The organism is Telluria sp. ZB4P34 (assembly GCF_059686055.1).
The window spans coordinates 42,282-66,081 of record NZ_JCASIF010000005.1 but is presented as its reverse complement, the minus strand read 5'-3'; the positions used below and the strand labels follow the sequence as shown (position 1 = coordinate 66,081).

At 66.0% G+C, this 23,800-nt stretch carries 26 protein-coding genes; 15 read left to right on the top strand and 11 right to left on the bottom strand.

Translation table 11 applies throughout. From position 1 onward, the window contains the following. Positions 1–53: 53 nt before the first annotated feature. From AC56KL_RS11095 to map, 3 genes are all read left to right on the top strand, one after another. Complete coding sequence (locus tag AC56KL_RS11095; protein WP_497180212.1) at positions 54–1,121, top strand: AI-2E family transporter; 1,068 nt, start codon at positions 54–56, stop codon at positions 1,119–1,121. Between the two features lie 270 nt (positions 1,122–1,391). Further along, the gene (locus tag AC56KL_RS11090; protein ID WP_497180211.1) at positions 1,392–1,634 is read left to right on the top strand and encodes a ParD-like family protein; all 243 of its coding nucleotides are present in this window, start codon (positions 1,392–1,394) and stop codon (positions 1,632–1,634) included. Next, positions 1,631–2,398 (top strand): type I methionyl aminopeptidase, encoded by a 768-nt coding sequence (gene map / locus AC56KL_RS11085; protein WP_497180210.1) that lies wholly within the window; start codon positions 1,631–1,633, stop codon positions 2,396–2,398. The genes AC56KL_RS11090 and map overlap by 4 nt, the downstream gene beginning before the upstream one ends. A gap of 11 nt (positions 2,399–2,409) precedes the next feature. Here the strand turns inward: map and AC56KL_RS11080 are convergent, their stop codons facing one another. The 4 genes from AC56KL_RS11080 to nhaR form a co-directional block, all read right to left on the bottom strand. After that, the gene (locus AC56KL_RS11080) at positions 2,410–3,390 is read right to left on the bottom strand and encodes a hypothetical protein (protein ID WP_497180209.1); all 981 of its coding nucleotides are present in this window, start codon (positions 3,388–3,390) and stop codon (positions 2,410–2,412) included. A 95-nt stretch (positions 3,391–3,485) separates the two neighbouring features. Next, positions 3,486–4,244, bottom strand: coding sequence for a TerC family protein (locus AC56KL_RS11075; protein WP_497180415.1), 759 nt, complete (start codon positions 4,242–4,244; stop codon positions 3,486–3,488). Positions 4,245–4,384: 140 nt separating this feature from the next. After that, on the bottom strand, positions 4,385–5,731 hold the full coding sequence (locus AC56KL_RS11070; protein ID WP_497180208.1) for a hemolysin family protein: 1,347 nt from the start codon (positions 5,729–5,731) through the stop codon (positions 4,385–4,387). A 68-nt stretch (positions 5,732–5,799) separates the two neighbouring features. Continuing rightward, entirely contained in the window at positions 5,800–6,708 is a 909-nt protein-coding gene (gene nhaR / locus AC56KL_RS11065; RefSeq protein ID WP_497180207.1) for a transcriptional activator NhaR, read from the bottom strand. A 146-nt stretch (positions 6,709–6,854) separates the two neighbouring features. On the opposite strand from nhaR, the gene AC56KL_RS11060 reads away from it, so the two are divergent. The 4 genes from AC56KL_RS11060 to AC56KL_RS11045 all read left to right on the top strand — a co-directional run bounded on the left by AC56KL_RS11060 (position 6,855) and on the right by AC56KL_RS11045 (position 9,933). Further along, on the top strand, positions 6,855–7,901 hold the full coding sequence (locus AC56KL_RS11060; protein WP_497180206.1) for a DUF475 domain-containing protein: 1,047 nt from the start codon (positions 6,855–6,857) through the stop codon (positions 7,899–7,901). 124 nt (positions 7,902–8,025) lie between these two features. Continuing rightward, a complete protein-coding gene (locus tag AC56KL_RS11055) occupies positions 8,026–8,601 on the top strand; it encodes a TerD family protein (RefSeq protein WP_497180205.1) in 576 nt (191 codons plus the stop codon). Positions 8,602–8,627: 26 nt separating this feature from the next. Further along, on the top strand, positions 8,628–9,323 hold the full coding sequence (locus AC56KL_RS11050) for a TIGR00266 family protein (RefSeq protein ID WP_497180204.1): 696 nt from the start codon (positions 8,628–8,630) through the stop codon (positions 9,321–9,323). A 25-nt stretch (positions 9,324–9,348) separates the two neighbouring features. Further along, a complete protein-coding gene (locus AC56KL_RS11045) occupies positions 9,349–9,933 on the top strand; it encodes a TerD family protein (protein ID WP_497180203.1) in 585 nt (194 codons plus the stop codon). A gap of 55 nt (positions 9,934–9,988) precedes the next feature. Here the strand turns inward: AC56KL_RS11045 and AC56KL_RS11040 are convergent, their stop codons facing one another. The 3 genes from AC56KL_RS11040 to AC56KL_RS11030 form a co-directional block, all read right to left on the bottom strand. After that, positions 9,989–10,204: a helix-turn-helix transcriptional regulator gene (locus AC56KL_RS11040; protein ID WP_497180202.1), complete on the bottom strand. Its 216-nt coding sequence runs from the start codon at positions 10,202–10,204 to the stop codon at positions 9,989–9,991. Positions 10,205–10,207: 3 nt separating this feature from the next. Continuing rightward, positions 10,208–10,639 (bottom strand): hypothetical protein, encoded by a 432-nt coding sequence (locus tag AC56KL_RS11035; RefSeq protein ID WP_497180201.1) that lies wholly within the window; start codon positions 10,637–10,639, stop codon positions 10,208–10,210. A 103-nt stretch (positions 10,640–10,742) separates the two neighbouring features. Next, a complete protein-coding gene (locus AC56KL_RS11030; RefSeq protein WP_497180200.1) occupies positions 10,743–12,818 on the bottom strand; it encodes a PAS domain-containing sensor histidine kinase in 2,076 nt (691 codons plus the stop codon). A 226-nt stretch (positions 12,819–13,044) separates the two neighbouring features. Here AC56KL_RS11030 and AC56KL_RS11025 point away from each other — a divergent pair, with 226 nt between their 5' ends. The 3 genes from AC56KL_RS11025 to AC56KL_RS11015 are packed head-to-tail and all read left to right on the top strand — an operon-like array spanning position 13,045 to position 15,622. Then, positions 13,045–13,452, top strand: a complete 408-nt coding sequence (locus AC56KL_RS11025; protein ID WP_497180199.1) for a GntR family transcriptional regulator — start codon at positions 13,045–13,047, stop codon at positions 13,450–13,452. Further along, entirely contained in the window at positions 13,449–14,198 is a 750-nt protein-coding gene (locus tag AC56KL_RS11020; protein ID WP_497180198.1) for an ABC transporter ATP-binding protein, read from the top strand. The genes AC56KL_RS11025 and AC56KL_RS11020 overlap by 4 nt, the downstream gene beginning before the upstream one ends. Continuing rightward, the gene (locus tag AC56KL_RS11015) at positions 14,195–15,622 is read left to right on the top strand and encodes a TMEM134/230 family protein (RefSeq protein WP_497180197.1); all 1,428 of its coding nucleotides are present in this window, start codon (positions 14,195–14,197) and stop codon (positions 15,620–15,622) included. The genes AC56KL_RS11020 and AC56KL_RS11015 overlap by 4 nt, the downstream gene beginning before the upstream one ends. Before the next feature lie 2 nt (positions 15,623–15,624). Here the strand turns inward: AC56KL_RS11015 and AC56KL_RS11010 are convergent, their stop codons facing one another. From AC56KL_RS11010 to AC56KL_RS10995, 4 genes are all read right to left on the bottom strand, one after another. Further along, positions 15,625–16,515 (bottom strand): bile acid:sodium symporter family protein, encoded by an 891-nt coding sequence (locus AC56KL_RS11010; protein ID WP_497180196.1) that lies wholly within the window; start codon positions 16,513–16,515, stop codon positions 15,625–15,627. Between the two features lie 132 nt (positions 16,516–16,647). Then, positions 16,648–17,922 (bottom strand): GGDEF domain-containing protein, encoded by a 1,275-nt coding sequence (locus AC56KL_RS11005; protein WP_497180195.1) that lies wholly within the window; start codon positions 17,920–17,922, stop codon positions 16,648–16,650. A gap of 165 nt (positions 17,923–18,087) precedes the next feature. Beyond that, positions 18,088–19,833: a gamma-glutamyltransferase gene (gene ggt, locus AC56KL_RS11000; RefSeq protein WP_497180194.1), complete on the bottom strand. Its 1,746-nt coding sequence runs from the start codon at positions 19,831–19,833 to the stop codon at positions 18,088–18,090. 22 nt (positions 19,834–19,855) lie between these two features. Beyond that, positions 19,856–20,257, bottom strand: a complete 402-nt coding sequence (locus AC56KL_RS10995; RefSeq protein ID WP_497180193.1) for a hypothetical protein — start codon at positions 20,255–20,257, stop codon at positions 19,856–19,858. A 209-nt stretch (positions 20,258–20,466) separates the two neighbouring features. Here AC56KL_RS10995 and AC56KL_RS10990 point away from each other — a divergent pair, with 209 nt between their 5' ends. From AC56KL_RS10990 to AC56KL_RS10970, 5 genes are all read left to right on the top strand, one after another. Next, positions 20,467–20,991, top strand: coding sequence for an arsenate reductase ArsC (locus tag AC56KL_RS10990; protein ID WP_497180192.1), 525 nt, complete (start codon positions 20,467–20,469; stop codon positions 20,989–20,991). A 10-nt stretch (positions 20,992–21,001) separates the two neighbouring features. Continuing rightward, positions 21,002–21,511, top strand: coding sequence for an arsenate reductase ArsC (locus AC56KL_RS10985; RefSeq protein ID WP_497180191.1), 510 nt, complete (start codon positions 21,002–21,004; stop codon positions 21,509–21,511). Between the two features lie 89 nt (positions 21,512–21,600). Further along, a complete protein-coding gene (locus AC56KL_RS10980; RefSeq protein WP_497180190.1) occupies positions 21,601–21,933 on the top strand; it encodes a helix-turn-helix domain-containing protein in 333 nt (110 codons plus the stop codon). A gap of 58 nt (positions 21,934–21,991) precedes the next feature. Beyond that, positions 21,992–23,020 carry a phosphate ABC transporter substrate-binding protein PstS gene (gene pstS / locus AC56KL_RS10975; RefSeq protein WP_497180189.1) on the top strand — a complete coding sequence of 343 codons (1,029 nt, stop codon included), beginning with the start codon at positions 21,992–21,994 and terminating at the stop codon, positions 23,018–23,020. A 130-nt stretch (positions 23,021–23,150) separates the two neighbouring features. Further along, positions 23,151–23,795, top strand: a complete 645-nt coding sequence (locus AC56KL_RS10970; protein WP_497180188.1) for a winged helix-turn-helix transcriptional regulator — start codon at positions 23,151–23,153, stop codon at positions 23,793–23,795. Positions 23,796–23,800: the final 5 nt, after the last annotated feature.

Genomic DNA, 23,800 nt, shown 5'->3' with positions numbered 1-23,800 from the left:
AGCCGTTTTCGGTCCCTGTTATGATGGTGTAAACACCATCGAACAGGGACGGCATGGAACAACGCGCAGGCAGGAACTACACTCGCATCGCCATTGTCGTCCTGCTGACGCTGGGCTGCCTCTACGTCCTCAAGCCTTTCCTGGCCGCGATCCTGTTCGCGGCCTGCGTCGTGATCTCTTCCTGGCCCCTGTACCTGCGCCTGCAGGACGCCATGCGCGGCCACCGCACCCTGGCGGCGCTCACCATGACGCTGACGCTCACGCTGCTCGTCATCATTCCGCTGGCGATGGTGGCCTACAACCTGGTCGACGACGTTGCCCACGGCTTCACCGAACTGCGCGCCGCGATCGAGCACCGCGAGCTGATGCCGCCCCCCTGGGTGCGCGAGATCCCGCTGGTGGGCGAGTCGCTCGATACCTACCTGCGCCAGTTGGTGGCCAGCCGCGAGCAGATGATTGCGCTGGCCCAGCGCATGCTGGAGCCGGCGCGCCGCTACCTGCTGGCCGGCGGCCTGATGCTCGGCACCGGCGTCGTCCAGCTCAGCCTGGCCGCTTTCGTCAGCTTCTTCTTCTACCGCGACGGCAGGGCCCTGCTCGAGGTGGTTGCCGTGACCATGCGCCGGGTGATGGGCGAGGGCGCCGAATCGGTCTCGCACACGGTCAGCCAGACGGTGCGCGGTGTCATGTACGGCCTGCTCGGCACGGCGCTGGCGCAGGCCGTCGTGGCCGCGATCGGTTTCACCATCGCCGGCGTGCCGGCGGTGCCGCTGCTGTCGGTGATGGTTTTCATCTCCTCCCTGATCCCGGTCGGCCCGCCCATCATCTGGGGCGGCGCGGCGTTCTGGCTGTTCCTGCAGCACGAGACCGGCTGGGCGATCTTCATGGTGATCTGGGGCGCCGTCCTGATCAGCGGCGTCGACAACATCGTACGGCCCATGCTGATCAGCCGCGGCAGCAGCCTGCCTTTCCTGCTCACCCTGCTGGGCGTGCTGGGAGGCGTCATCGCCTTCGGCTTCGTCGGCATGTTCATCGGCCCCACCCTGCTGGCGGTGGGCTACTCCCTGATGACGGAATGGACCGGTACGCCCGACCGGGTGATCCGCCAGGATACCAAGGCCTGAACCGGGGGGCGCAGCCGAACGCTCCTTCCCGGCGCGTCATCCAGTGGTATTTCCGCTCGTCCGAACCTGCCGGACTTCCCGACTCCGTCAACGTTGGAGCTGGACTCCGGTTCGCGGATCGGGCGGTATCCAGGTGATCCGCCCGTACCACAACCGACTCGTACTGCATTGTCGTACGGGCGCGGTAGCAGGGCTGCAGCCGAGCCCGCATGTTGCATTGATTCCAGTTTCGTATACAATCCATATACGGAACATATATGGAGTGTACACATGGGTATTGTTAACATCGACGACGAGGTGCATGACCAGATCCGCAAGGCCAGCGGCGTGTCCTGCCGTTCGATCAACGCGCAGGCCGCGTTCTGGATCAAGATCGGCATGCTGTGCGAGATGAACCCGACGCTGAGCTTCAACGAGATCATCGCCGCTGAGCTGAAGGCCGCCGGGGTGGCGCCCGAGGCGCTCAAGCTGGCAGGGGGACCATTGGGCGCCGTGAAGGCATCCGCGGCATGATCAAGCGGCCGGAAGAAATCGCGCTCATGGCCGAGTCGGGCCGGCTGCTGGCGGGCGTGTTCGCCCATCTCGACAGCCTGAGCCTGATCGGCATGTCGACCATGACGGTCAATGACCTGGTCGACCGTTTCATCGTCGATGCGCTCGGCGCGCGCCCGGCCAGCAAGGGCCAGTATGGTTATGCCTACGCCTTGAATTCCTCGCGCAACCAGGTGGTCTGCCACGGCGTTCCGTCGGATGCCGAGATCCTGCAGGATGGGGACATCGTCAACCTCGATATCACGCTCGAGAAGAACGGCTATATCGCCGATTCCAGCAAGACCTACCTGGTCGGCGACGTCTCGCCGGCTGCCAGGCGGCTGGTAAACGTGACCTACGAGGCGATGTGGAAGGGCATCCGGGCCGTCCGTCCCGGCGCCCGCCTGGGCGACGTCGGCCACGCCATCGAGCGCCACGCGCGCAGGCATGGCTATTCGGTGGTGCGCGACTACTGCGGCCACGGCATCGGACGCGAGATGCATGAGCCGCCCCAGGTGCTGCACTGGGGCCGGCCGCAGACCGGCATGGTGCTGCGCGAAGGGATGACCTTCACCATCGAACCGATGCTCAACCAGGGACGGCATGCCGTGCGCACCGAGGACGACGGCTGGACCGTCGTCACCTGCGACGGCCTGCTGTCCGCCCAGTTCGAGCATACCGTTGCCGTGACCCGGCATGGCGTAAAGGTGCTGACCATGCGCCCCGGCGAGCGCATGCCCCACTGAAGCGCCAGGCCTCAGCGCAGCAGCGGTGTGAGGTCCTCGCCGAGCATCTCCCTGGCGAGGGGGACGATCCGGGCGGCGTCCTTGCCGTCCAATACCGCACGGACCCAGGCTTGCACGGCTGCGCGTCCGTGCCGCTGCTCGAGGCCGCCGAACAGGGCCAGTGCGGCGCCGTAGCGGCCCTCTTCGTCGCCGTCATCCTCGACGAAATCGCCCGGCTTGAAACTGAAGGGACCCTTCGGCTGATAGGAAGGATCCCTGGCCCGGCGCTCCCGGTCTTCCGCGCTCAACTGTCTTTCGATGGCTTCCGGCCTGACCCGCACGCCGCCCCAGGCGCCGAGACGCGCCTTGCCGAGCCTGGCGAAGGCCTCGGCGTAGCGGGCGCGGCCGCTGCTGGCCAGGTCCGGCCGGACCATCCCGGTAACCTGCAGGCTCGCCCACTCGGCATGGCCTTCCGAGAACCAGCGCGGCAGCTTGAACTCCTCGCCCTGGGCGAAATGCACCTCCTCGTGCGGCATCGTATCGATCAGGAAGGCAAGGGTCTTCGCATCCCAGGCGCCGGAGCTGAACACGTTCACCCAGCGCAGTTCACCGTCGCGTTTCGGCGGGATGTAGTTCGCCTGGCGCGTAATGACCATGGGCGACCATGCGACATTGCGGCGCCTGTCCGCCAGCGCGGCCGGCAACAGGTCGAGCAGGCCCATGAAGCAGGAGATCTTCGCTGCCGCGGCATCGGCGAGTTCCGGATCGTGATAGATCCGCACGCTCGAGCCGGTCAGGCGCGAGCGCGCTTCGACGTAGGGCAGGTCGCCGGGGCTGGCCGCGACGGCGCGCGACTGCACGTGGGCGAGCGGGGCGCCCGGTTTCGCATCGAGCTTGCAGGCATCCTGCAGTTCCCGCAGCGCAGCCGCGTCGGCGGGAGCGGTCATCGCCTGCGCGCCCTGGGCCGCCGCGCAGGCGGCGCCCAGCATGAAGGCCAGGATTGTCCGGACCATGCGTGCTCCTTTCCGTGAATGAAGAGGGAAAGATAGCACGCGCGGCCGGCGGAAAAATCCACCCAATCCCACCGCAGCCCCACCCGAGCGGCCGGCTAGATCCTCGGCAGCAAGGCCTTGCGCTTGGCGCGCGCGCGGATGTTGAGCGCTTCCACCGCCAGCGAGAAGGCCATGGCGGCGTAGATATAGCCTTTCGGGATATCGGCATCGAAGGCTTCGGCCGTCAGCGCCATGCCGACCATGACCAGGAAGGCCAGCGCCAGCACCTTGACCGAGGGATGGCGGTCCACGAAGTCGCCGATCGGCTTGGCCGCGACCAGCATCACCAGCACCGAGAAGATCACGGCCGCGACCATCACGCTGATCTGGTCCACCATGCCCACCGCGGTGATGACCGAATCGAGCGAGAACACGATGTCGATCACGGCAATCTGGCCGATGATGCTCCAGAACAGCTTGTTCGTTGCCGCAGCCGCAGCGGTGCTGCCCGCGACGTCCTGCGGTCCGGCCTCGTCCTTGGCCTCCACCTCGACGAAGATTTCATGCGAGGCCTTGTAGAGCAGGAACAGACCGCCGAACAGCAGCACCAGGTCGCGTCCGCTGATGCCCTGGCCGAATACGTTGAACAAGTCCGCCGTCAGTCCCATCACCCAGCTGAGCGAGAACAGCAGCAGCAGGCGCGACACCATGGCGAAACCCAGGCCCAGGCGCCTTGCCTTGTCGCGCATTTCCGGCGGCAGGCGGCCCACCAGGATTGAAATGAAAATGATATTGTCGATGCCGAGCACGATCTCGAGGGCGCTCAGCATGAAGAAGGCAATCCAGACATTCGGGTCCGCCAGCAGTTCCATAATTGCTCCATTGTAAAAAACATCATGGTAACAGCCACCGGCCCTGCCGGGCACATCAGTGCAGGTGCTGACCCGGTCAATGCACCGGGTGCAGATTGTCCGTTCGCTCGTCCCGGACAGCACGCGCCATAGGAGCGTGAGGCTCAGTCGTGCTCGACGTCCCCGTCCGCGCGCGCCGCGTGCGGGTAGACCTTCACCAGCAGGATGCGCGGCCCGTTCATCTTCTTGACCACCACATCGAAGTGCGGGAAGCCGATGCGCTGGCCCTGCTTCGGGATGTCGCCCAGCTTGGCCATCAGGAGGCCGCCCACCGATTCGACGTCGTCCAGGCCCATCTCCTCGTTGTCGATGTCGATCCCGAGCAGGCGCTCGAGCGAGAAGATCGGCAGGCTGGCCTTGCCGATATAGGTGCCGTCGGGCTGGGACATCCAGTCGTTCTCGTTCATGCGGAACTCGTCGCGGATCTCGCCCACCATCGCGCCCAGCAGGTTGTCGAGGGTGATGAAGCCGACCGGGCGCTTGCCCTTTTCGCCGATCAGCGCGAAATGCGGAGCGCCGCTTTTGAAGCGGCGGAAGATGTCCTGCGCCTTGGTGCGCGCCGAGATGGTCTCGACCGGGCGCAGGTGCTGGGTCAGGTCGGTGATGGTGCGGCCGGCCTGCTGGGCGAAGAACAGGTCCTTCAGGTGGATCACGCCCAGCACTTCCTCGCCTTCCTCGTCGAAATAGGGGTAGCGCGAGAAGCGGTTGCGGCGCACCGTCTCCATGTTTTCCTCGAGCGAGCGGCTGGCGTACAGCGCGCTGACCTCGTTGATCGGCCGCATCAGGTCGGACACGGTGAGCTGGCTGAAGTCGAGCGACTGCGCCAGGATGTTGCGCTCGTCGGTCGTGAACTTCGATCCCGTCGTGCTGGTGTTGGTGCGCAGGATCAGCTTGAGCTCGTCGGTCGAGTAATGGGTTTCGTGTCCGCCGCTGCCTGCCAGGCCGGCGATGCGCAGCACCATGTTGGCGCTGGCGTTGAGCAGGGCGATCGCCGGGTACATCGCCCAGTAGAAGGCATACAGCGGGATGGCGGTCCACAGCGCCACCTCCTCGGGCAGGCGGATCGCCAGCGTCTTGGGCGCCAGTTCGCCGACCACGATGTGGAGGAAGGAGATGACCGAGAAGGCCACCACGAAGGATACGCCGTGGATCAGCTCGGGCGAGGTGACGCCCAGCAAGGCGAACACCGGTTCGAGCAGGCTGGCGAAGGCCGGTTCGCCGACCCAGCCCAGGCCGAGCGAGGCCAGGGTGATGCCCAGCTGGCAGGCGGAAAGGTAGGCGTCGAGCTGGCCGTGGACCTTGCCCAGGATGCGTCCGCGCAGGCCGCTGGTCTTGGCGATGGCGTGGACGCGGGTCTTGCGCAACGTGACGATACTGAATTCAGCCGCCACGTAGAAGCCGTTCAGCGCCACCAGGAACAGGGCGAGAACGACAAATAAAAAGTTATCCATTGAAAGTGTTGAGTTAAAAAATGGCAATAGCCGATGGCATTGTACCGCTCATGCTCCCACAGCTCCGCTTAGGTGCCGGCCAGCACGCCCTTGTGGACCGCCGACAGGATCGCTTCCACGGCCGGATGCTTGATCTTGCGCTCGTTCGACACGGCATAGAAGTGCTCGCGCACCTGCGGCACGCGCCCGACCAGCACGGCGTTGAACTGTTCCTCGATGTCGTGGGCCAGGGCCGCCGGGGCGAAGAACAGGCCCAGGCCGCGCCGGCCGAAGGTGGTAAGCAGGGCGTTGTCCTCGAATTCGCCGACCACGTCGGGGCGCACGTCCTGCATCTCGAACCATTCGTCGATCTTGCCGCGCAGGGCATTGTTGCGCGTTGGGAGCAGGAAAGGCGCGCCGTTCAGTGAACGCGGGAAATCCATGCCCCAGTCCTTCACCAGCGGCGGCGAGCCGGCCACGATGGTTTCGCTGTCGCTCAGCAGGTGGCTGAACACGCGCAGCGTCGTGCCCGAGCGCACCGCGCGGTCGGTCAGCACCACGTCGAGCTTGTGCAGGGCCAGGTCGGCCAGCAATTCGTCGAATTCCCCTTCGTAGCACACGAGGCGCACCGGGCGCGGCAGCCGGGTGGCGATCTCGAGCAGGCGGTAGGCGGTCAGCTTGGGCAGCGAATCGGAAATCCCGACCGTCAGGCGGGTGCGCGCGCTGTCCGATTCCGCCAGCGCTTCCTGCATCTGCTCGCCGAGCAGGAAAATCTGGTCGGCGTAGGATAGGGCCAGCCGGCCCGCCTCGGTCAGGTTCAGGCGCCGGCCCTGCTGGGTGAACAGGGACTTGCCCATGGCGAGTTCCAGCTGGGCCAGCTGGGTGCTGACAGTCTGGATCGCCAGGCCCAGCCGTTCGGCGGCGCGCGTGATGCTGCCTTCCTTGGCGACGACCCAAAAATAATAGAGGTGGCGGAAATTCGGTGGGGAATGATTCATCTCTTCTGTTTTTACGAAGTAACGCTTCGATTATCTTCGCTTTTTCAAGATTGGTGCAAGCCCCATACTGCGCGGGTCGGTTGTATAAACTAATATCGTGTTGCGGTAATTGACAACACAACTCAACAACAAGGGGAAACAACAACATGAAGCACTTTACGTGGTCATTCATCGTGACCGCCGTCTGCCTGGCATTGGCAGGCTGGTGGGGTTACGACCATGGCGGCATCGCCGGCATGGTTACGGCGCTCGGTGTCTGCGCGATCCTGTCGGTAATGGAAGTCTCACTGTCTTTCGACAACGCGGTGGTCAACGCCTCGGTGCTGAAAGGCTGGAATGAATTCTGGCTCAAGCTGTTCCTGGGCCTGGGCATGATCATTGCCGTGTTCGGCATGCGCCTGGTGTTCCCGCTGGTGATCGTCGCCGTGGCGGCCGACCTCGGCATGACCGAAGTCTGGAACCTGGCGCTGACGAATCCGAAGGAGTTCTCCGGCCACCTGACCGAGCACCATGCGGAAGTGGCGGCCTTTGGCGGCATGTTCCTGCTGCTGGTCTTCCTGAATTTCATGCTGGATGACGAAAAGGAAGTGCACTGGCTGGGCAACATCGAGCGCAAGATCGGCTCGCTCGGCAAGGTGTCCTCGATCTCGGTGCTGGTGGCGCTGGGCGCCCTGATGTACTCGACGAGCTGGATCGCCGAAGGGCAGAAGATGATCGTGCTGGTCGCCGGCCTGTGGGGCATCCTGGTGTACATCGGCGTCGACATGATCTCCGGCCTGCTCGAGAAGAGCGAATCGGACGCGAACAGCGACGTCGGCGACATGGTCAAAAAGGGCGGTATCGGCGGCTTCCTGTACCTCGAGGTGCTGGATGCATCGTTCAGCTTCGACGGCGTGATCGGGGCATTCGCGATCACCAGCGACGTCGTGATCATCATGCTGGGCCTGGCGATCGGCGCGATGTTCGTGCGTTCGATGACGGTCTACCTGGTGCGCCAGGGCACGCTCGACGAGTTCGTCTACCTGGAGCACGGCGCGCACTACGCGATCGGCATCCTGGCCGTGATCATGCTGGTCAGCATGCACATGCACGTGCCCGAGCTGATCACCGGCGGCGTCGGCCTGGCCTTCATCCTGGCTTCGCTGTGGAGCTCGATCCAGCACAAGAAGAAGCACGCGGCAGTCGCAGCGTAATCGATGCAATCTCGTATCCCGAATATGGATGCGATGCAAGGACCGCACGGCGAGTGGCAGAACACCAGCTCGCTGTGCTACTACCCCCGGTGTTCAAGCAGTACTTTTTAGGAGAGTCACAATCATGGCAATCAGTCTGCAAAAAGGCGGCAACGTCAACCTGTCGAAAGAAGCTCCTGGCCTGACCAATCTGAAGGTCGGCCTCGGTTGGGACACCCGCGCCACCGACGGCGCAGCGTTCGACCTCGACGGCGCGGTGTTCCTGCTGAATTCGTCGGGCAAGGTGCGTTCGGATAGCGACTTCATCTTCTACAACAACCTGAAATCCGCGGACGGTTCGGTGGTCCACTCGGGCGACAACCTCACCGGCGAAGGCGAGGGCGACGACGAATCCGTGTCGATCGACCTGTCCAAGGTGCCGGCCGACGTCGACAAGGTCGTGCTGGGCGTGACCATCCACGACGCCGAGACCCGCCGCCAGAACTTCGGCATGGTCGGCAAGGCCTTCATCCGCTGCGTCAACGGCGCCAACAACGCCGAGATCGCGCGCTACGACCTGTCGGAAGACAGCTCCACCGAAGCGGCGATGATCTTCGGCGAGGTGTATCGCAACGGCGCCGAATGGAAGTTCCGCGCCGTCGGCCAGGGCTTCGCCGGCGGCCTCGGGCCGCTCGCCAAGAACTACGGCGTCAACGTCTAACCACAGGGTCGGGAAAGGAAGTCCACATGCCAGTATTTACCGTGACCGGGGATGTCGATCCCTTCCTGCACGTCTCGATGCGGCGCGGCGAAACCATCTATTGCGAATCGGATGCGATGGTGATGATGGAGTCGACGCTCGACCTGAAGGGCAAGATGAAGGGCGGCCTGGGCAGCGCGCTGATGCGCACCTTCGCCAACGGCGAGTCCTTCTTCCAGCAGCACATCGAAGCGACCCGCGGCGACGGCGACTGCCTGCTGTCGCCGACCCTGCCGGGTGCGATGCAGGCCATCGACTGCGGCCCGAACCACTACATCATCAGCGACGGCGCCTTTGTTGCCGCCACCTCGGGCGTGGACCTGAAGGTGCGTACCCAGAACATCGGCAACGCCCTGTTCGCGCAGAGCGGCGGCTTCTTCGTCACCGAGACGACGGGCAGCGGCCAGGTGGTGGTATCGGGCTTCGGGTCGATGTCGGTGCTGGACGTCGAGCCGGGCAAGGACGCGATCATCGACAACGCGCACGTCGTGTGCTGGGACAGCACGCTGCGCTACGAGATCTCGATCACGACCGGTACCAGCGGCGGTTTCCTGGGCAACCTGATCAACAGCCAGACCAGCGGCGAGGGCATGGTATTGCGCTTCTCGGGCAAAGGAAAGGTCTACGTATGTTCGCGCAACCGGAATGCATTCAAAGCCTGGATGCAGCAGCCGGCGCGCTGAACCTTCAAAATTTAGGGAGAATGACATGTCAGTAAATCTGAGCAAAGGCCAGAAGATCTCGCTGGACAAGGAAGCCGGCGGCGCACTGAGCCGCGTGACGATGGGCCTGGGCTGGGACGTGGCCAAGTCGAAGGGTTTCTTCGGCTTCGGCGGCGGCGCGGGCCAGGCAGTCGACCTGGATGCATCGGTCGTGATGTTCGACGAGGCGAACCGGCTGGTGGACACCGTCTGGTTCCGCCAGCTCAAGAGCAAGGACGGCAGCATCACCCATACCGGTGACAACCGCACCGGCGCCGGCGACGGCGACGACGAGCAGATCAGCGTCGAGCTGTCGCGCGTGCCCGCCAGCGTCAAGTCGCTGGTGTTCACCGTGAACAGCTTCACCGGCCAGAACTTCTCGACCGTGGAGAACGCCTACTGCCGCCTGATCAACGCCGGCAACAACCAGGAAGTGGCGCGCTTCAACCTGTCGGTGCAGGGCTCGCACACCGCGCAGATCATGGCCAAGCTGTACCGCCACAATGGCGAGTGGAAGATGCACGCGATCGGCGAAAACGGCTCGGGCCGCACCTTCGACGACCTGATGCCGCTGATTACGCCGCACCTGTAAGGGGAAGCTGCAAGGGAACCGGGGCGATGCCCCGGTTTTTTTTCGTTCCCTGCATTCAGGCCGCGACGTCCTCGAGGGAAAACAGTTCCTCGACGGCGACGCCGAGCGCACGCGCCAGCTTGAGCGCCAGGATCGTCGAAGGCACCATCGCCCCGGTCTCGATGGCGTTGATGGACTTGCGTGTGACACCGGCCCGTTCGGCGAGGGCGGCCTGGGTCAGGTCGAGCCTGGCGCGCTGCACCTTCATGGTGGTCTTCAACTGTTCCGTCATGGTTCAGCGGTCGTAATACAGCAGGCTGGCCAGGAACACGGTGACGCCGGTTGCGATCGTGAGGACAGCCATCAGGGCAAGCGGCGAGGGCGTAGCCAGCCAGGTGAGGGCGGGCGCCAGTACCAGCTGGGCTGCCAGCATCGCGAGGAAGCCGTTGCGGCTTGCCCGGTGCTGGCTCGCCTGCCGCAGTTCGTCGTTCACCAGGGCATGGACCTCGGCGCTGGCCGGGGCGCCGCGCGTCCTCAGCGCGGCGATACCCAGCACGATCGCTACCGGAAGGAGGCTGAACAGCCGGGCAGCGGCCGGCGCGCCCGGGAAGGCCAGCACGCCCGTTGCCGCGGCGGCGAGCACGAGTACCGCCAGCAGCGCAAACCACAGCTGGCGTCGCGAGAAGGCGATCAGTTTGTCCTGGGAGTGCTGAAGGCTCGTGTTCATGCAGCGTCTCCTTAAATAGTTGATGTGGAGTACTGTAACATGAAACGGACAAAAAGAAACCTATAAGTTACATAAAGACCCGTATAGGTTACTCAGGTACCCGTCAGGCCAGCGGCAGCCAGACGGTGAAGGTGCTGCCCTTGCCCGGCCCGTCGCTGTGCGCCTGCACCTCGCCGCCGTGCAGGGACACCATGGTGCGCACCAGCGCCAGCCCGATGCCCAGGCCGCCCTGCGAGCGGTCCGGCGTGCGCTCGGCCTGGGTGAACAGGTCGAATACGTGCGGCAGCAGGCCGGCGTCGATGCCGATGCCGTCGTCGACCACGCACAGGCAGGCGCGCGCGCCGTCGCGCCGGGCGCGCAGGGCGATGGCGCCGCCGTTCGGGGTGTACTTGGCGGCGTTGTTGAGCAGGTTGGTGACGACCTGCACCAGGCGGGTCAGGTCGCCGTGGATCCGCGCCGCAGCCAGCTCCGGCGCCACCTCGACATCAAGGGCATGCCCGCGCGCGGCCACCAGCGGGCGCGACTGCTCGACCGCGCTGGCCACCAATTGCTCGATGCCCACCAGCGACCGGTCGAGCTCGATCAGCCCGCGCGTCACGCGCGACACGTCGAGCAGGTCGTTCACCAGCGAAGTCATGTGCCGCACCTGGCGGCCGATCACCTCGCTCGATGCGCGGATGCGCTCCGGACTGGTGGCGATCTTCAGCAGTTCGGCGGCGGAAGCGATCGGCGCCAGCGGGTTGCGCAGCTCGTGGGCGAGCATCGCCAGGAATTCGTCCTTGCGGCGGTCCTGTTCGCGCAGCGATCCGTACAGCCGGGCATTCTCGAAGCCGTTGGCCGCGATCGATGCCAGCTGCACCAGGATGGCCTCGTCCTGCTCGGTAAAGTCGCCCTCGGCCTTGTCCGACACCTGGATCAGCCCGATGTTATGGCCTTTGCGGTTGATGAGCGGGACCGCCAGCCAGCCGCGCATGGCCGGATGGCTGGCGGCATGCCTGCCGAAGCCCTTCCAGGCCGGATGGGCCTCCAGCTCGGCCTGGGTGAGGCGCATCGGCGTGTTGGTGCGGCACACTTCGGCATAGATGCCGCTGCCGTCGGTGCGGGCGTCGAAGGCGCCGAACCCCGCGTATTTTTCCGACAGCGACACCGCATTGATGGCCTGCGCCCAGTTGTCGCCTTCGGTCAGGGAGACGACGGCCTGGTGGACGTCGAGGATCGCGCGGACTTCCTGCACCAGCACCTCGGCGATGTCGGGCACCGACAGCACCGTGTGCAGCGTGCGCGACGCGCTGGCCACCTTGGCCAGCAGGGCCGACTGGCGCTGCTCGCGGTCGAGCCGCCGGGCCAGGCCCTCCTGCGCCGTGACGATGTCGTGGATGTCGCGGTTGGCGCCGACCCATTCGCGCACGCCGCCGTGCCCGTCGAGGATGGGAATGCCCTTGACCGCGGTCCAGCGGTACACGCCGTCGGCGCGGCGCAAGCGGTATTCGGTCTCGTAGACCGAGCGGCTGGCGACGCACTCGATCCATACCTGGTAGGCGCGCTCCCGGTCGTCCGGATGGACGGCGTCGAGCCAGCCGAAGTCCTTCCACTCCTCGTAGGTCTGTCCGGTGAAGGCGCGCCAGGAGGGCGAGTCGTCGAGCACGCGGCCGTCCGAGGTGTTGGTCCAGACGATCTGCGAGCTGGCCATCGCCAGCGTACGGAAGCGTTCTTCGCGTTCGCGCAGCGCCGTCTCGGCCGCGATGCGCTCGGTGATGTCTTCATGCATCAGCATGACCTCGACCACCCGTCCCTCGCCATCCTTGATGGGGTGGGCGCGCGCGGTGACCCAGCGCGACCTTCCGGGCACGCCGATGGCGGTCGTGTCGTAGTGGATCGCCGGGATGGTGACCGACTCGCCGTCCAGGGCGCGCTGCAGGTAGGGCGTGACGCCCGCCTCGATCACCTGGGGATCGCGCAGCACGTTGTACTCCCTGCTCAGCACGTGGCGTTTCACCTCGCTGCCTTCGTAGATGTGCCACAAGGCTTCCCACGCCTTGTTCACGCGAATGGTGTAGCCCTCCCGATCCAGCAGCTGGACGCTGCCTGGACCCTGCTCGAACAGCTCGCGGAACCGGATTTCCAGGTCGGCATGGAAGTCGGTATCGGAACGATCGGGCGGGTCTGAACTGGGCGGCATGTCGTGAATGCGTTGTCTGGGTAAGAAGGCCGGCTGCCTGGCCAGGCGGCCTGCACCGGGTGCGCGCGGTCTGCGTAACCACGCATGATGTCACATCTTTGTGCCCTCCGTGCAGTTCGTTCGTGCATGCGCGCGGCGGCAGGAGGCGGGCCAGCCATGCGCTCGGCGATTGACAAGCCGGACAATTGAGTCTACTGTATTAATTAACTAATACACATAGACAGTGATGACGGCCCTTGCCCCCCAATTATTTTCGATCACCCCCGGCTCGACCGAGCCGATCTACCGCCAGCTCGTCGAGCAGGTGCGGCGCCTCGTGGCCGGCGGCCAGATGGCGCCGGGCGACGAACTGCCCTCGGTGCGGGAGATGGCCCAGGCGCTGGCCGTCAATCCCATGACCGTTTCCAAGGCCTATGGCCTGCTCGAAGCCGAGGGCCTGCTGGCGCGCCGGCGCGGGCTGGGGATGGTGGTGGCCGAGCGGCCCGCCGGACGATACGGCCTGCGCAGCGCGGCCGAGCGGGCCGCGCTGCTGCGCCCGACGCTGGAACGCGCCGCGCGCGAAGCACGCGAACTCGAACTCGACCCCGACACCGTCCTTTCCCTTTTCACCCACATCCTGAAGGAAGCATCGTGACCCCACCCATCATCCAGATGCGCGACGTGGCCAAGTACTACGGCAGCGAAATCGTCCTGAGCGCCCTGAACTGGGACGTCTCGCAAGGCCAGGTGGTCGGCCTGCTGGGCCGCAACGGCGCCGGCAAGTCGACCCTGATCGAATGCCTGCTCGGGCTGCGCGAGCCGGATGGCGGCAGCGTGCGCCTGTTCGGCGAGGACGTCGCGGCGCTGTCGGACACGACCCGCGCCCGCATCGGCTACGTGCCGCAGAAGCACGGCCTGTTCGAGTGGATGACGGCGCTGCAGATGCTGGACTACTTCAGGGCCATGTACCCGCGCTGGAATGCGGTCAAGGTCGATGCGCTGCTGGAGCGCTGGGGCTTCGACGCCCTCATGTTGAACAAGCCGATCGGCCGCCTGTCCGGCGGCGAGCAGCAGCGCCTGTCGATCATCCGCGCGCTGGCGCACGATCCGGAGCTGCTGGTACTGGACGAACCGGTCTCGGCCCTTGACCCGGCCGGACGCCGCGCCTTCCTCGCCGAGCTGGTCGACGGCGTGATCGAGCGCGGCACCACGGTGGTGTTCTCGACCCACATCCTGACCGACCTGGAGCGGGTGGCGCTCGACGTCGCCTTCCTGAAGGGCGGCCGCATCGCGCTGCAGGGACCGCTTGACGAGCTGCTGGGAGGAGCGCGCAACACGGCGGGCGGGCGGCGCGCCGAGCCGGTCAGCCTGGAAGACCTGTTCATCGAGGTGACCGAATGAATGCGAGCCTGCATGCGCGCGTGCGCGACTACCGGATGCTGTGGGGCGCCGCGGTCACGCACGCCAATCCGCGGCTGTCCCGCATCCTGTCCTGGGGCGTGGCCTTGCTGGTGATCGTGATCGGCGCCGGGCTGAGCGCAAAACAGGGCCCGCGCGCCGGCCTGGCCTGGTTCTGGTGCGCGGCTTCCGTCGTCCTGCTGCTGCACTGGGCCTGGCGCTTCGTGCCGGGCGCGGTGAAGCTGAACGCGCCGGCCTACGCGAAACTGGTGCCGCAGATGCGCCGGCGCCTGGTCGAGCTGTCGGTCCTGGTGTGCTGCCTAGGCATCGCCGGCATCGCCAGTGCGCCGTATCCCGACGCCAGGCAGCTGGGCGCCTGGCTGTTCTGGACCGTCGTCATGACAGTCCTGATCGGTCTTGCCCACGCGGGCCACCGCATGGCAAGCACGCTGATCGTGGTGGCCAGCTTCAGCTGGATCTTCGTCGACCAGCTGCCGGCCGCGCTCGTCGCGCTGGTGTCCCATCCACTGGCGGTGGTGCTGGCGCTGCCGCTGTACGCCGGCGTGATCGTCGCCGCGGCGCGCGCCATGCTCCCGGAGGCGGGCGAGCGGCACTGGGCCATGCTGGCCTGGCGCGCCCGCTGGGCATCGGCGGCCGGCAAGCCGGATCCGCTGGTCGCGCAACTGGCCGGCGCGCAGGCCAGGGGCACCTATGCCAAGGCGCTGCGGGGCGCCATCCTCCGCCGCGACGGCAGGCAGCTGGTGCTGCATGCGCTCGGCCCGGCCCACCACGTCGGCGAGAGCGTGCTCGTGCTGGGCATCCTGGCCCTGGTCCTGCTGGGCGTCGGCATCGCGGCCACGCTGCACATCGATCCCGAGGTGGTGCCCGGCCTGGCCTGGCTGTTCGCCTCCATCCTGCTGTTCGTGCCCGGCGCCTATGCCGTCCGCCTGGGGCAGTCGTCCGGCGAGCACGCCACGGAACAGGCCCTGGTGCGCATGGCGCCGGCGATGCCCGCCGCAGCAGGCGCCTTCAACGCCGCACTCGGACGCGCGATGCTGCGGCAAACCCTGGTGTCATGGCTGGCCACGACCATTGTCGCCATGCTGCTGGTGGCGCTCAGCGGGGCCGGAGGCGCCGCGCTGCTCGGCATGGGCAGCCTGTGCTGCATGGTGCTGCCGATGATGGCGGTCCCCTTGCGCGACTACAGCAGACGTCACCGGCACGTGGCCGTCGGCGCGGTGCTGCTTCTGCTGGCGTCGGCCGCAAGCAGCGTACTGGCCGGCATCGCCGCGAAAGGCCTGTTTTCCCTGCCGGTGCTCCCGGTGGCGGCCCTGGCCAGCATCGGCGCCGCCGCCTTCCTGGCCATGCGTGGGCTGCGCACGATGGAAGGCGCGCCCTGCGCCTTCCCGGCAGGGCGGATGGACTAGGTTCAGTGCGTAGCCGGCGCCGCGGCGCCGGCCGCAGCCTTCCTGCCCAGGACCAGCAGGCCGAAGGCGGTGGCGAACACGTACATGCTCACCGAGTAGATCGCGGCCGGCAGCATCAGCTGGAAGTCGCCCAGCACCGATACCGCGACAAAGATCGCCAGCGTCGAATTGTGGATGCCGATCTCGTAGCCGATGGCGATCGCGTTCGGCTTGTCCAGGCCGAGCAGGCGCGGCACGTAATAGCCCAGCCCCAGGCTGAGGATGTTGAAGAGGATGACGGCGAGGCCGATCGAGGCGAAGGACGCCGTGATCGCCGTCCATTCCTTGGCGATGGCGATGATGGCGAGCAGGGCCAGCACGGCCATCGAGAAGCGCTTCATCGGCTTGTCCATGCGCACGGCAAAGCCGGGCGAGCGGCTCTTGACCAGCATCCCGATCGCCACCGGGATCAGCACGATGAGGATCACTTCGATCACCTTACCGGTCTGCATCGGCACCACCTGGCCGCTCCTGGCGAAGGCGTCGATGGCGAAGTTAGCGATCAGGGGCAGGCTGACGATCGACAGCACGGTGTTGATCGCGGTGAGCGAGATGTTCATCGCCACGTTGCCGCCGAACAGGTGGCTGAACAGGTTGGCCGACACGCCGCCGGGCGAGGCCGCCAGCAGCATCAGGCCCACCGCGTACACCGGCGCCACGTCGAGCCCGACGATCAGTCCGTAGCAGATCGCCGGCAGCACCGCCGCCTGCAGCACCAGGGCGAGCACCACCGCCTTGGGATGCCCGAGCAGGCGGCGGAAGTCGCCGATGGTGAGGGAAAGGCCGAGCCCGAACATGATCAGCGCGAGCGCGCCGATCAGGAGGGTGGGCAGCAGGGTGATGAAGTTGCTCATGCGTGGTCTCCGTTATTGTTGTCATGCGGCCGCGTGGCCCGGCGATCGGCCGGGCGCGCCGTTACGACAGTGTAGTGCCAGGATGCGCTGCCGGCGCGGGAAAGTGGCGGAAAGATCGCGGGCGGACGCCGCCTAGCATGCCGCTTCCGCGGCCGGTGCGGACGGCGCTGCGCCGGGAGCGTTGGCGGCGGGCGCGCCGAAGCTGTCGAACGCGCCGGCCGGCGCCGCTGGTTCGTTGCGCGCGAAGCTCAGGATGCCGCGTCCGCCGTGCTTGGACGCATACAGCGCGCCATCGGCGGCCTCCATCACGCCTTCCAGGTCGGTGCCGTTGATGGGAAAGGCGGCGGCGCCGATGCTGGCCCCGACCGCGTTGTCGGCCATGCCCGGATGCAGCGACGGCGCCAGGCATCCGATCAGGCGCCTGGCGATGCCGGCGACCTCGTTGCGCGAGAACTCGCCTTCCATCAGCACGACGAATTCGTCGCCGCCCATGCGCGCCAGGAATTCGCCGCCGCGCAGGACCCCCTGGAAACGCGCCGCGACTTCCCTCAGCACCTCGTCGCCCACGGCGTGACCGTGGGTATCGTTGACTTCCTTGAAGCGGTCGAGGTCGAGCGCAAGCACGGTGAAGGCCTTGCCGGTGCGCTGGCTGCGCGTGGCCAGCCGGCGCCCCCAGCGGTCGAAGAAACGGCGGTTCGGCAGGCCGGTCAGGGCGTCGTGCGAGGCTTCCTGGGCCAGGCGCACGGCCAGTTGGTTATTGCGGCGCGCCGCCGCCGACAGCGAGCGCCAGGCATGCATGGCCATGGCGACGACGGTCGACAGCAGCAGGATCAGGATTCCCCCGGCGTGCAGCAGACGCTCGTTGAAGGCATCCATGATGGCGTTCCTGGCCATGCGCAGCCGGATGACTTCGCCCTGGATCAGGGCGCGCGCCTCGCTCATCTTTTCCTTGCCGAATCCTTCGCGCACGATGGCGGCGGCCGCGTCGTCCTCGCCGCCTTGCTTCAGCTGCACGGTACGCTCGATCTCCTCCAGCTTGCTCTCCGTGATCAGGGCAAGCTTGTGGACGTTGGCCAGGAATTGCGGGTCGCGGTAACCGGACTGCTCGGCCCGCTGCAGGCTGTCGCGGACGCTGTTGCGTCCCACGTAGTAGGGGGCCAGGTAGGACGGATCGCCGGTGAGCAGGTAGCCGCGCTGTCCCGTTTCGGCGTTCAGCAGCTGCATCAGCACGTTGCGGACCTCGATGCGCGCCGTGTCGTTCTGGCGCAGCTCCCCCATCGCGTTGCGCAGGTCGACGACCTCGCGCACGAAGAAGAGGCTCATTGCCGTGATGAGGGCAAGCGCCAGCACGAGCGTAATGGCGCTCCGGCGCAGGGGCAGGGCAGGCACGACGTAGGATGTGGGCATGACATGGTCCGACATGGCTGATCGGCATATGTTAGCCCAATGCAAGATCAGCCCGCGATTTACTTAACTTTCAGTTAAGAAGGAATTTGAACATGTGCCAAATGCCCAACAGCCATCGGGTTCCGGTATGCGGCGTGCATGGAAACGCTTCCCGCCTCGGCCCCTTCAATGGCCGCGGCGCTGCACCAGCGCCGTGCCGACCCCGTGGCGTTTGCCTTCGCTGACTGCGGTGACGCTGCCGTCCGGGTTGAACACCAGCGCATTGGCCGCGCCGATCTCCTCGGGCGCCGCCTCCCAGCGGTGGCCGAGGGCTTCCAGCGCGCGCGCCTGCGCGCTGCCGGCAAAGCCCGGTTCGATCGAGCTGGCCTCGCCATTGCGCTCGGAGATGCGCGGCGCGTCCAGCGCCGCGTCCATCGGCATGCCGAGGTCGACGTAGTTGAAGATGGTCTGCAGCACCGTCGTGATGATGGTCGCGCCGCCCGGGCTGCCGATGGTGAAGGCCGGCTTGCCGTCCTTGAGGGCGATGGTGGGCGCCATGCTCGAGCGCGGGCGCTTGCCGGCTTCCGGCACGTTCGGGTGCGGGCCGCTGAAGTCGAAGTCGGTGAGCTCGTTGTTCAGCAGGAAGCCGTAGCCCGGCACCGTGATGCCGCTGCCGCCCCAGGATTCGATGGTGAAGGTGTAGGACACCACGTTGCCGTCCTTGTCCGACACGGTCAGGTGGGTGGTATGGGCGTTTTCCTGCTGCAGCCGGGCCGACTGCGGCCTGAGCGGGACACTCTGGTCGTGCTGGTAGCCGTACGGGTCGCCGGCCGCCACGCTGCGCGCGGCCCGTGCGCCGATGAGCGTGCGCCGCTGCGCCGCGTAATCCTTCGACAGGATGCCGGCCAGCGGTGCGTCGATGTATTCGGGATCGGCCAGGTAGGCGTTGCGATCGGCAAAGGCGAGGCGGCTGGCCTCGAGGTACAGGTGCTCGGCCCGGGCGCGCGGCAGCATGCCGAGCTCGTAGCCTTCCAGGATGTTGAGGGCCGCGGCGACGGTGGCGCCGCCGCTGCTGGGCAGCGGCATGCCGTAGATGTCGTAACCGCGATAGCGCGTGCGCAGCGGCGGGCGGATGCGCGCTTCGTAGTTTGCCAGGTCCGCCATCGTCATGCGCCCCGGGCGCGCGCGCTTGCCCGGCGCCAGCGGCGGCTTGTTGACGGCGTCGACGATGGCGCGCGCGATCGGTCCTTCATAGAACGCCTTCACGCCGCCCGCGGCGATCTCGCGGTAGGCCCGGGCCATGCCCGGGTTGCGGATCAGCGTGCCCGGCTGGACGGCCTTGCCCTTGCGCAGGTAGAGGGCGCTGGTCGGTGCGTAGAGCTGAAATTTTCTTTCATTTTGGGCCGTCAGATGACTGAATATTTCAGTCACGGTGTAGCCCTTGTCGGCCACCTCGATGGCCGGCGCCAGCACCTGCCTGAAGCCCATCGTGCCGTAGCGCGCGAGCGCTTCGTGCCAGCCGCGCACGGTGCCGGGTACGCCCACCGCGGCGCCGCTGGCGACGGCCGTGTCGAAATCGACCGGCGTGCCGTTCTCGAGGAAGGCATGCGGCGTGAAGGCGGCCGGCGCCGTTTCGCGATGGTCGATGGTGATGACGCGCCTGTCCTTGGCCAGGTAGATCACCATGAAGCCGCCGCCGCCGATGCCGCAGCTGAACGGGTCGGTCACGCCCAGGGTCGCGGCGGCGGCCACCGCCGCATCGATGGCGTTGCCGCCGCGGTTCAGGATCGCCAGCGCCGAGTGCGAAGCCTGCTCGCTGATGGTGGCGACGGCGCCGCCGGTGCCGGTGGCCACCGGCGTCTTCGCGAGCAGCGGGCCCGGGTGCAGGATGATGGACAAGCCGAGTGCGCAAGCGAGCAGGGTCGCTTTCATGGAATCGGACTCCTTCGGACGCTTATTGCGCGTACATGTTGAAGGTGACCGGATAGGACACCGGTGCGGCGCCCGCCATGCCGCGCGGCGGCAGCGGAGTCAGGTGGTCGAGTTCGATGCGCGAGCCGCGCAGCGCGGGCGACATGTAGCCGGGCCGGCCCTGCACCAGGTAGAAGCCCTGGGCCACGCCGCCGATGCGCATCGTGAAGCGGTAGGCCAGCTGGCCCGGCCAGATGCAGCGCGCATTGTCCGGGCAGCGGCTGTCTTCCGCCCCTTCGTAGGTGATGCTGAGGCGCTCGCCCAGCGGCAGCACCTGGCGCTCGGCCAGGGTGTAGCGGGCTTCCGGCAAGCGGTCGTGGGAAGTGGCGCAGCCGCCGAGGAGGGTGGCGCCGCCGAGGGCGAGGACACGGAGCAGGGAGTGCATGCGATGTCGTCCAGTTGTTTTTTTGGAATGCCCATCATAGCAAACCTGCCGCACGCGGTCGCGCACGTGCTGGTGGAGAGAATGTCAAGAACCATTCCTGTGCATCCATGCGTCGCTGGATGCTGCAATACGCCATGTCATCAAACGGTCAAGATACTTCGATATATTTCGAATAGTCGTATGAACAACCCATCTGGCTGGAGGCCGCGATGACTGACCACCACACATTCAACGTGCTTTTTCTTTGTACCGGGAACTCGTCGCGCAGCATCATCGCCGAGGCAATCCTTCATGCCATTGGCGCCGGCCGATTCCGTGCGTACAGCGCAGGAAGCCATCCGACCGGCGCTGTTCACCCGCTGGCAATGGAGGCGGTCGAGCGTCTTGGCTTTCCGCTTGACGGCCTGCGTAGCAAGAGCTGGGATGAATTCGCCGCCGCCGACGCCCCTCACATGCATTTTGTGATCACGGTGTGCGACAGGGCTGCCGGCGAGGTTTGCCCGCGTTGGCCCGGACATCCGGTCACGGCCCACTGGAGCTTCGAAGATCCTGCGACATGTGCAGGGGGCGAGCACGAGCACCGGCAGTTGTTCGGCAAAGTGTGCCGTGAGATCAAAAACCGTCTGGATATCTTTTCGATGCTGCCCTTTGAGAAGCTTTCACGCATGGCGATCGAGGAAGAGCTGGGCGCAATTGCCCGGCTGGATGCGAGTACCGAGAACGCCGCGCGTTGACGGACAGACGATGACAGGCGAGATCTACAAGGTTCTCTTTCTTTGTACGGGCAATTCGTCGCGCAGCATCATGTCGGAGGCGCTGTTGACTGTGCTGGGCAGGGGACGCTTCGAAGCCTATTCGGCAGGAAGCCGCCCGGCAGGCGTCGTCAACCCACTGGCAATCGAACAGATCAGGCGGTTCGACCCGGGCTTTCCGGTAGCGCAGATGCACAGCAAAGGCTGGCTGGAATTCGCCCAACCCGGCGCGCCGCAGATGGACTTCATCATCACCGTGTGCGACAGCGCGGCCGGGGAGGCCTGTCCCCATTGGCCGGGGCGTCCGACAACGGCGCATTGGGGCTATCCCGATCCGGCGCAGGTGTCCAGCAACGACAGGGAAAAGCAGGAAGCGTTCAGGCAGGTCTTCCTGCAGATCAGGAAACGGGTCGAACAGTTCGTTTCCTTGCCCCTGGAGTGGCTGGAGGACGACGCGGTGCGCTGCGAGGCCGTCCGGGCGATCGCCGAGAGAGAGCTATGACGCCATGTCCGCTCCGCCGCGGGTGGCATTCCTCGCTGGAACGACATCAATACCCATATGCTGGAAATATGAACAGAAGGATAGATTCGATGGACGCCAAACCAGCAATTGCTGCCCTGGCTGCACTAGCCCAGGAATCGCGGCTCGCCCCCTACCGCCTGCTGGTTCAGGCCGGCCCAGGCGGGCTGGCGGCGACCAGGATCGCCGAGGCCCTCGATGTGCCGCCATCCTCGCTTTCCTTCCACCTCAAGGAACCCTGTGTGCGCTGGCCGTTCGCCTGGGCTGAAGTCGCTGCCATGCCGGCCGACGATGAGCCTGTCATGAGGAAGCCATCTGCCGGATTGTCGAGCGATGTCGATGTCATCCGCGTGTTATGCATGGGTTCGCGAGGCGGTCACATTGCGGTCACATTGTCGGATTAGACTTTGCCGCGTAGTACAGAACACACCTCCATCAACCAGGAATAGGAATAACAAGCCAATGTTCAAGAAGATCCTCGCCGGCGCCGCAGCCGCACTCGTGATGTCGACCTCGTTCGCCGCTGATATTACCGGTGCCGGCGCGACCTTCCCGTACCCGATCTACGCCAAGTGGGCCGAGATGTACAAGACGACTACCGGCAATTCCATGAACTACCAGTCGGTAGGCTCGGGCGCCGGCATCAAGCAGATCAAGGCCAAGACCGTCGACTTCGGCGCTTCCGACATGCCGCTGCCTGTGGCCGATCTGGAAGAAAGTGGTCTGATGCAGTTCCCGGCGATCATGGGCGGTGTGGTGCCGGTACTGAATCTCGAAGGCGTCACGCCGGGTCAGGTCAAGCTGACCGGCCCGGTGGTTGCCGATATCTACCTGGGCAAGATCACCAAGTGGAATGCACCGGCGATCGCCGCGCTGAACCCGGGCGTCAAGCTGCCGGACGCCGACATCACCGTCGTCCATCGCGCAGACAGTTCGGGCACCACGTTCCTGTTCACGGATTACCTGTCGAAGGTGAGCCCGGACTGGAAGAGCGCGGTTGGCGCGGGCACGGCCGTGAAGTGGGCAACCGGCGTCGGCGGCAAGGGCAATGAGGGTGTGGCCGCCAACGTGCAGCGTATCAAGGGCGCCATCGGCTATGTCGAGTGGGCATATGCCAAGAAGAACAAGCTGTCGCACACGCAACTGCAGAACAAGGACGGTCAGTTCCTGCAGCCTGACGACGCCTTCTTCAAGGCAGCGGCCGCCGGCGCCGACTGGAAAAATGCTCCCGGCTTCGGTCTGGTCCTGACCAACCAGGCGGGCAAACAGAGCTGGCCGATCACCGGCGCGTCCTACATCATGATGCACAAGAGCCAGGCAAATGCCGACAAGGCCGAGGAAGTGCTGAAGTTCTTCGAGTGGTCGTTCAAGAACGGCGATGCCGCTGCAGCGGAACTCGACTACGTGCCGATGCCGCCGGCTGTCGTGCAGCAGATCCAGACCGCGTGGAAGACCCAGCTGAAGGATGCATCGGGCAAGTCGATCTACTGATCGTCCGGTGATGCCTGCTGGCGTAGGGTGGTCGGCTCTGCCGACCGCGCGTTCAACGCACGTCAGCAGGCCGCACATCCCTTCATGCTCTGTTTGAACGCGTGCTCGGTCAAGCCGGGCACCCTACATTATGACTACCGCTAACACGATCGTCCTGGTCGTAGACGACAAGCCGGCCATCGCCGAGCTGCTCAAGTATTCGCTGCACGAAGACGAGTGGATCTGGCACAGCGTGCCGAGCCTGGCGCATGCCTGGGATTTCATCGGGCGCGAGCGTCCCGGCCTGCTGCTGCAGGACTCGATGCTGCGCGAGGAAGGCGGCATGCGCCTGCTGGCGCGCCTGCGCGGCGCGAGAGGCCTGCGCGAAAAGCCGGTGATCCTGCTCGCCGCGCAATGCTCGGAGAGCGAGCGCGCGGCGCCGCCCCCTGAACCGGTCCCCGAGTTCATTCCCCAGCCGCCGCCCGAGGATGCACCCGACGAGCGCCTGCTCCGTTCCGGCCGGCTGGTGCTGGATCCCTTGAACTGCAGCGTCCGTGTGGGCAACCACAAGGTCGAGGTGCGCCACGCCGAGTACCGGCTGCTGCGCTTCCTGCTGTGCCACCCGGGCCAGGTGTTCTCGCGCGCCCAGCTGCTCGAGCACCTGTGGGACTCGCACGACACGCTCGACCAGCGCACCGTGGACGTCCATGTGCTGCGCCTGCGCAAGGCGCTGGGACGCGCGAAGTCCCTGATCAAGACCGTGCGCGGGGCCGGTTACATGCTGTCGCCGGCCTAGCCCAA

Bases quoted from the DNA above. Each gene is read 5' to 3' on its own strand.
- nhaR (WP_497180207.1), bottom strand. From the start codon at position 6,708: ATGAATCATTCCCCACCGAATTTCCGCCACCTCTATTATTTTTGGGTC.
- AC56KL_RS11090 (WP_497180211.1), top strand. From the start codon at position 1,392: ATGGGTATTGTTAACATCGACGACGAGGTGCATGACCAGATCCGCAAG.
- AC56KL_RS11015 (WP_497180197.1), top strand. From the start codon at position 14,195: ATGAATGCGAGCCTGCATGCGCGCGTGCGCGACTACCGGATGCTGTGG.
- AC56KL_RS11005 (WP_497180195.1), bottom strand. From the start codon at position 17,922: ATGCCCACATCCTACGTCGTGCCTGCCCTGCCCCTGCGCCGGAGCGCC.
- AC56KL_RS11045 (WP_497180203.1), top strand. From the start codon at position 9,349: ATGTCAGTAAATCTGAGCAAAGGCCAGAAGATCTCGCTGGACAAGGAA.
- AC56KL_RS11040 (WP_497180202.1), bottom strand. From the start codon at position 10,204: ATGACGGAACAGTTGAAGACCACCATGAAGGTGCAGCGCGCCAGGCTC.
- pstS (WP_497180189.1), top strand. From the start codon at position 21,992: ATGTTCAAGAAGATCCTCGCCGGCGCCGCAGCCGCACTCGTGATGTCG.
- map (WP_497180210.1), top strand. From the start codon at position 1,631: ATGATCAAGCGGCCGGAAGAAATCGCGCTCATGGCCGAGTCGGGCCGG.
- AC56KL_RS10980 (WP_497180190.1), top strand. From the start codon at position 21,601: ATGGACGCCAAACCAGCAATTGCTGCCCTGGCTGCACTAGCCCAGGAA.
- AC56KL_RS11035 (WP_497180201.1), bottom strand. From the start codon at position 10,639: ATGAACACGAGCCTTCAGCACTCCCAGGACAAACTGATCGCCTTCTCG.
- AC56KL_RS11025 (WP_497180199.1), top strand. From the start codon at position 13,045: ATGACGGCCCTTGCCCCCCAATTATTTTCGATCACCCCCGGCTCGACC.
- AC56KL_RS10985 (WP_497180191.1), top strand. From the start codon at position 21,002: ATGACAGGCGAGATCTACAAGGTTCTCTTTCTTTGTACGGGCAATTCG.
- AC56KL_RS10995 (WP_497180193.1), bottom strand. From the start codon at position 20,257: ATGCACTCCCTGCTCCGTGTCCTCGCCCTCGGCGGCGCCACCCTCCTC.
- AC56KL_RS11050 (WP_497180204.1), top strand. From the start codon at position 8,628: ATGCCAGTATTTACCGTGACCGGGGATGTCGATCCCTTCCTGCACGTC.
- AC56KL_RS11010 (WP_497180196.1), bottom strand. From the start codon at position 16,515: ATGAGCAACTTCATCACCCTGCTGCCCACCCTCCTGATCGGCGCGCTC.
- AC56KL_RS11095 (WP_497180212.1), top strand. From the start codon at position 54: ATGGAACAACGCGCAGGCAGGAACTACACTCGCATCGCCATTGTCGTC.
- AC56KL_RS11055 (WP_497180205.1), top strand. From the start codon at position 8,026: ATGGCAATCAGTCTGCAAAAAGGCGGCAACGTCAACCTGTCGAAAGAA.
- AC56KL_RS11030 (WP_497180200.1), bottom strand. From the start codon at position 12,818: ATGCCGCCCAGTTCAGACCCGCCCGATCGTTCCGATACCGACTTCCAT.
- AC56KL_RS10990 (WP_497180192.1), top strand. From the start codon at position 20,467: ATGACTGACCACCACACATTCAACGTGCTTTTTCTTTGTACCGGGAAC.
- AC56KL_RS10970 (WP_497180188.1), top strand. From the start codon at position 23,151: ATGACTACCGCTAACACGATCGTCCTGGTCGTAGACGACAAGCCGGCC.
- AC56KL_RS11080 (WP_497180209.1), bottom strand. From the start codon at position 3,390: ATGGTCCGGACAATCCTGGCCTTCATGCTGGGCGCCGCCTGCGCGGCG.
- AC56KL_RS11070 (WP_497180208.1), bottom strand. From the start codon at position 5,731: ATGGATAACTTTTTATTTGTCGTTCTCGCCCTGTTCCTGGTGGCGCTG.
- AC56KL_RS11060 (WP_497180206.1), top strand. From the start codon at position 6,855: ATGAAGCACTTTACGTGGTCATTCATCGTGACCGCCGTCTGCCTGGCA.
- ggt (WP_497180194.1), bottom strand. From the start codon at position 19,833: ATGAAAGCGACCCTGCTCGCTTGCGCACTCGGCTTGTCCATCATCCTG.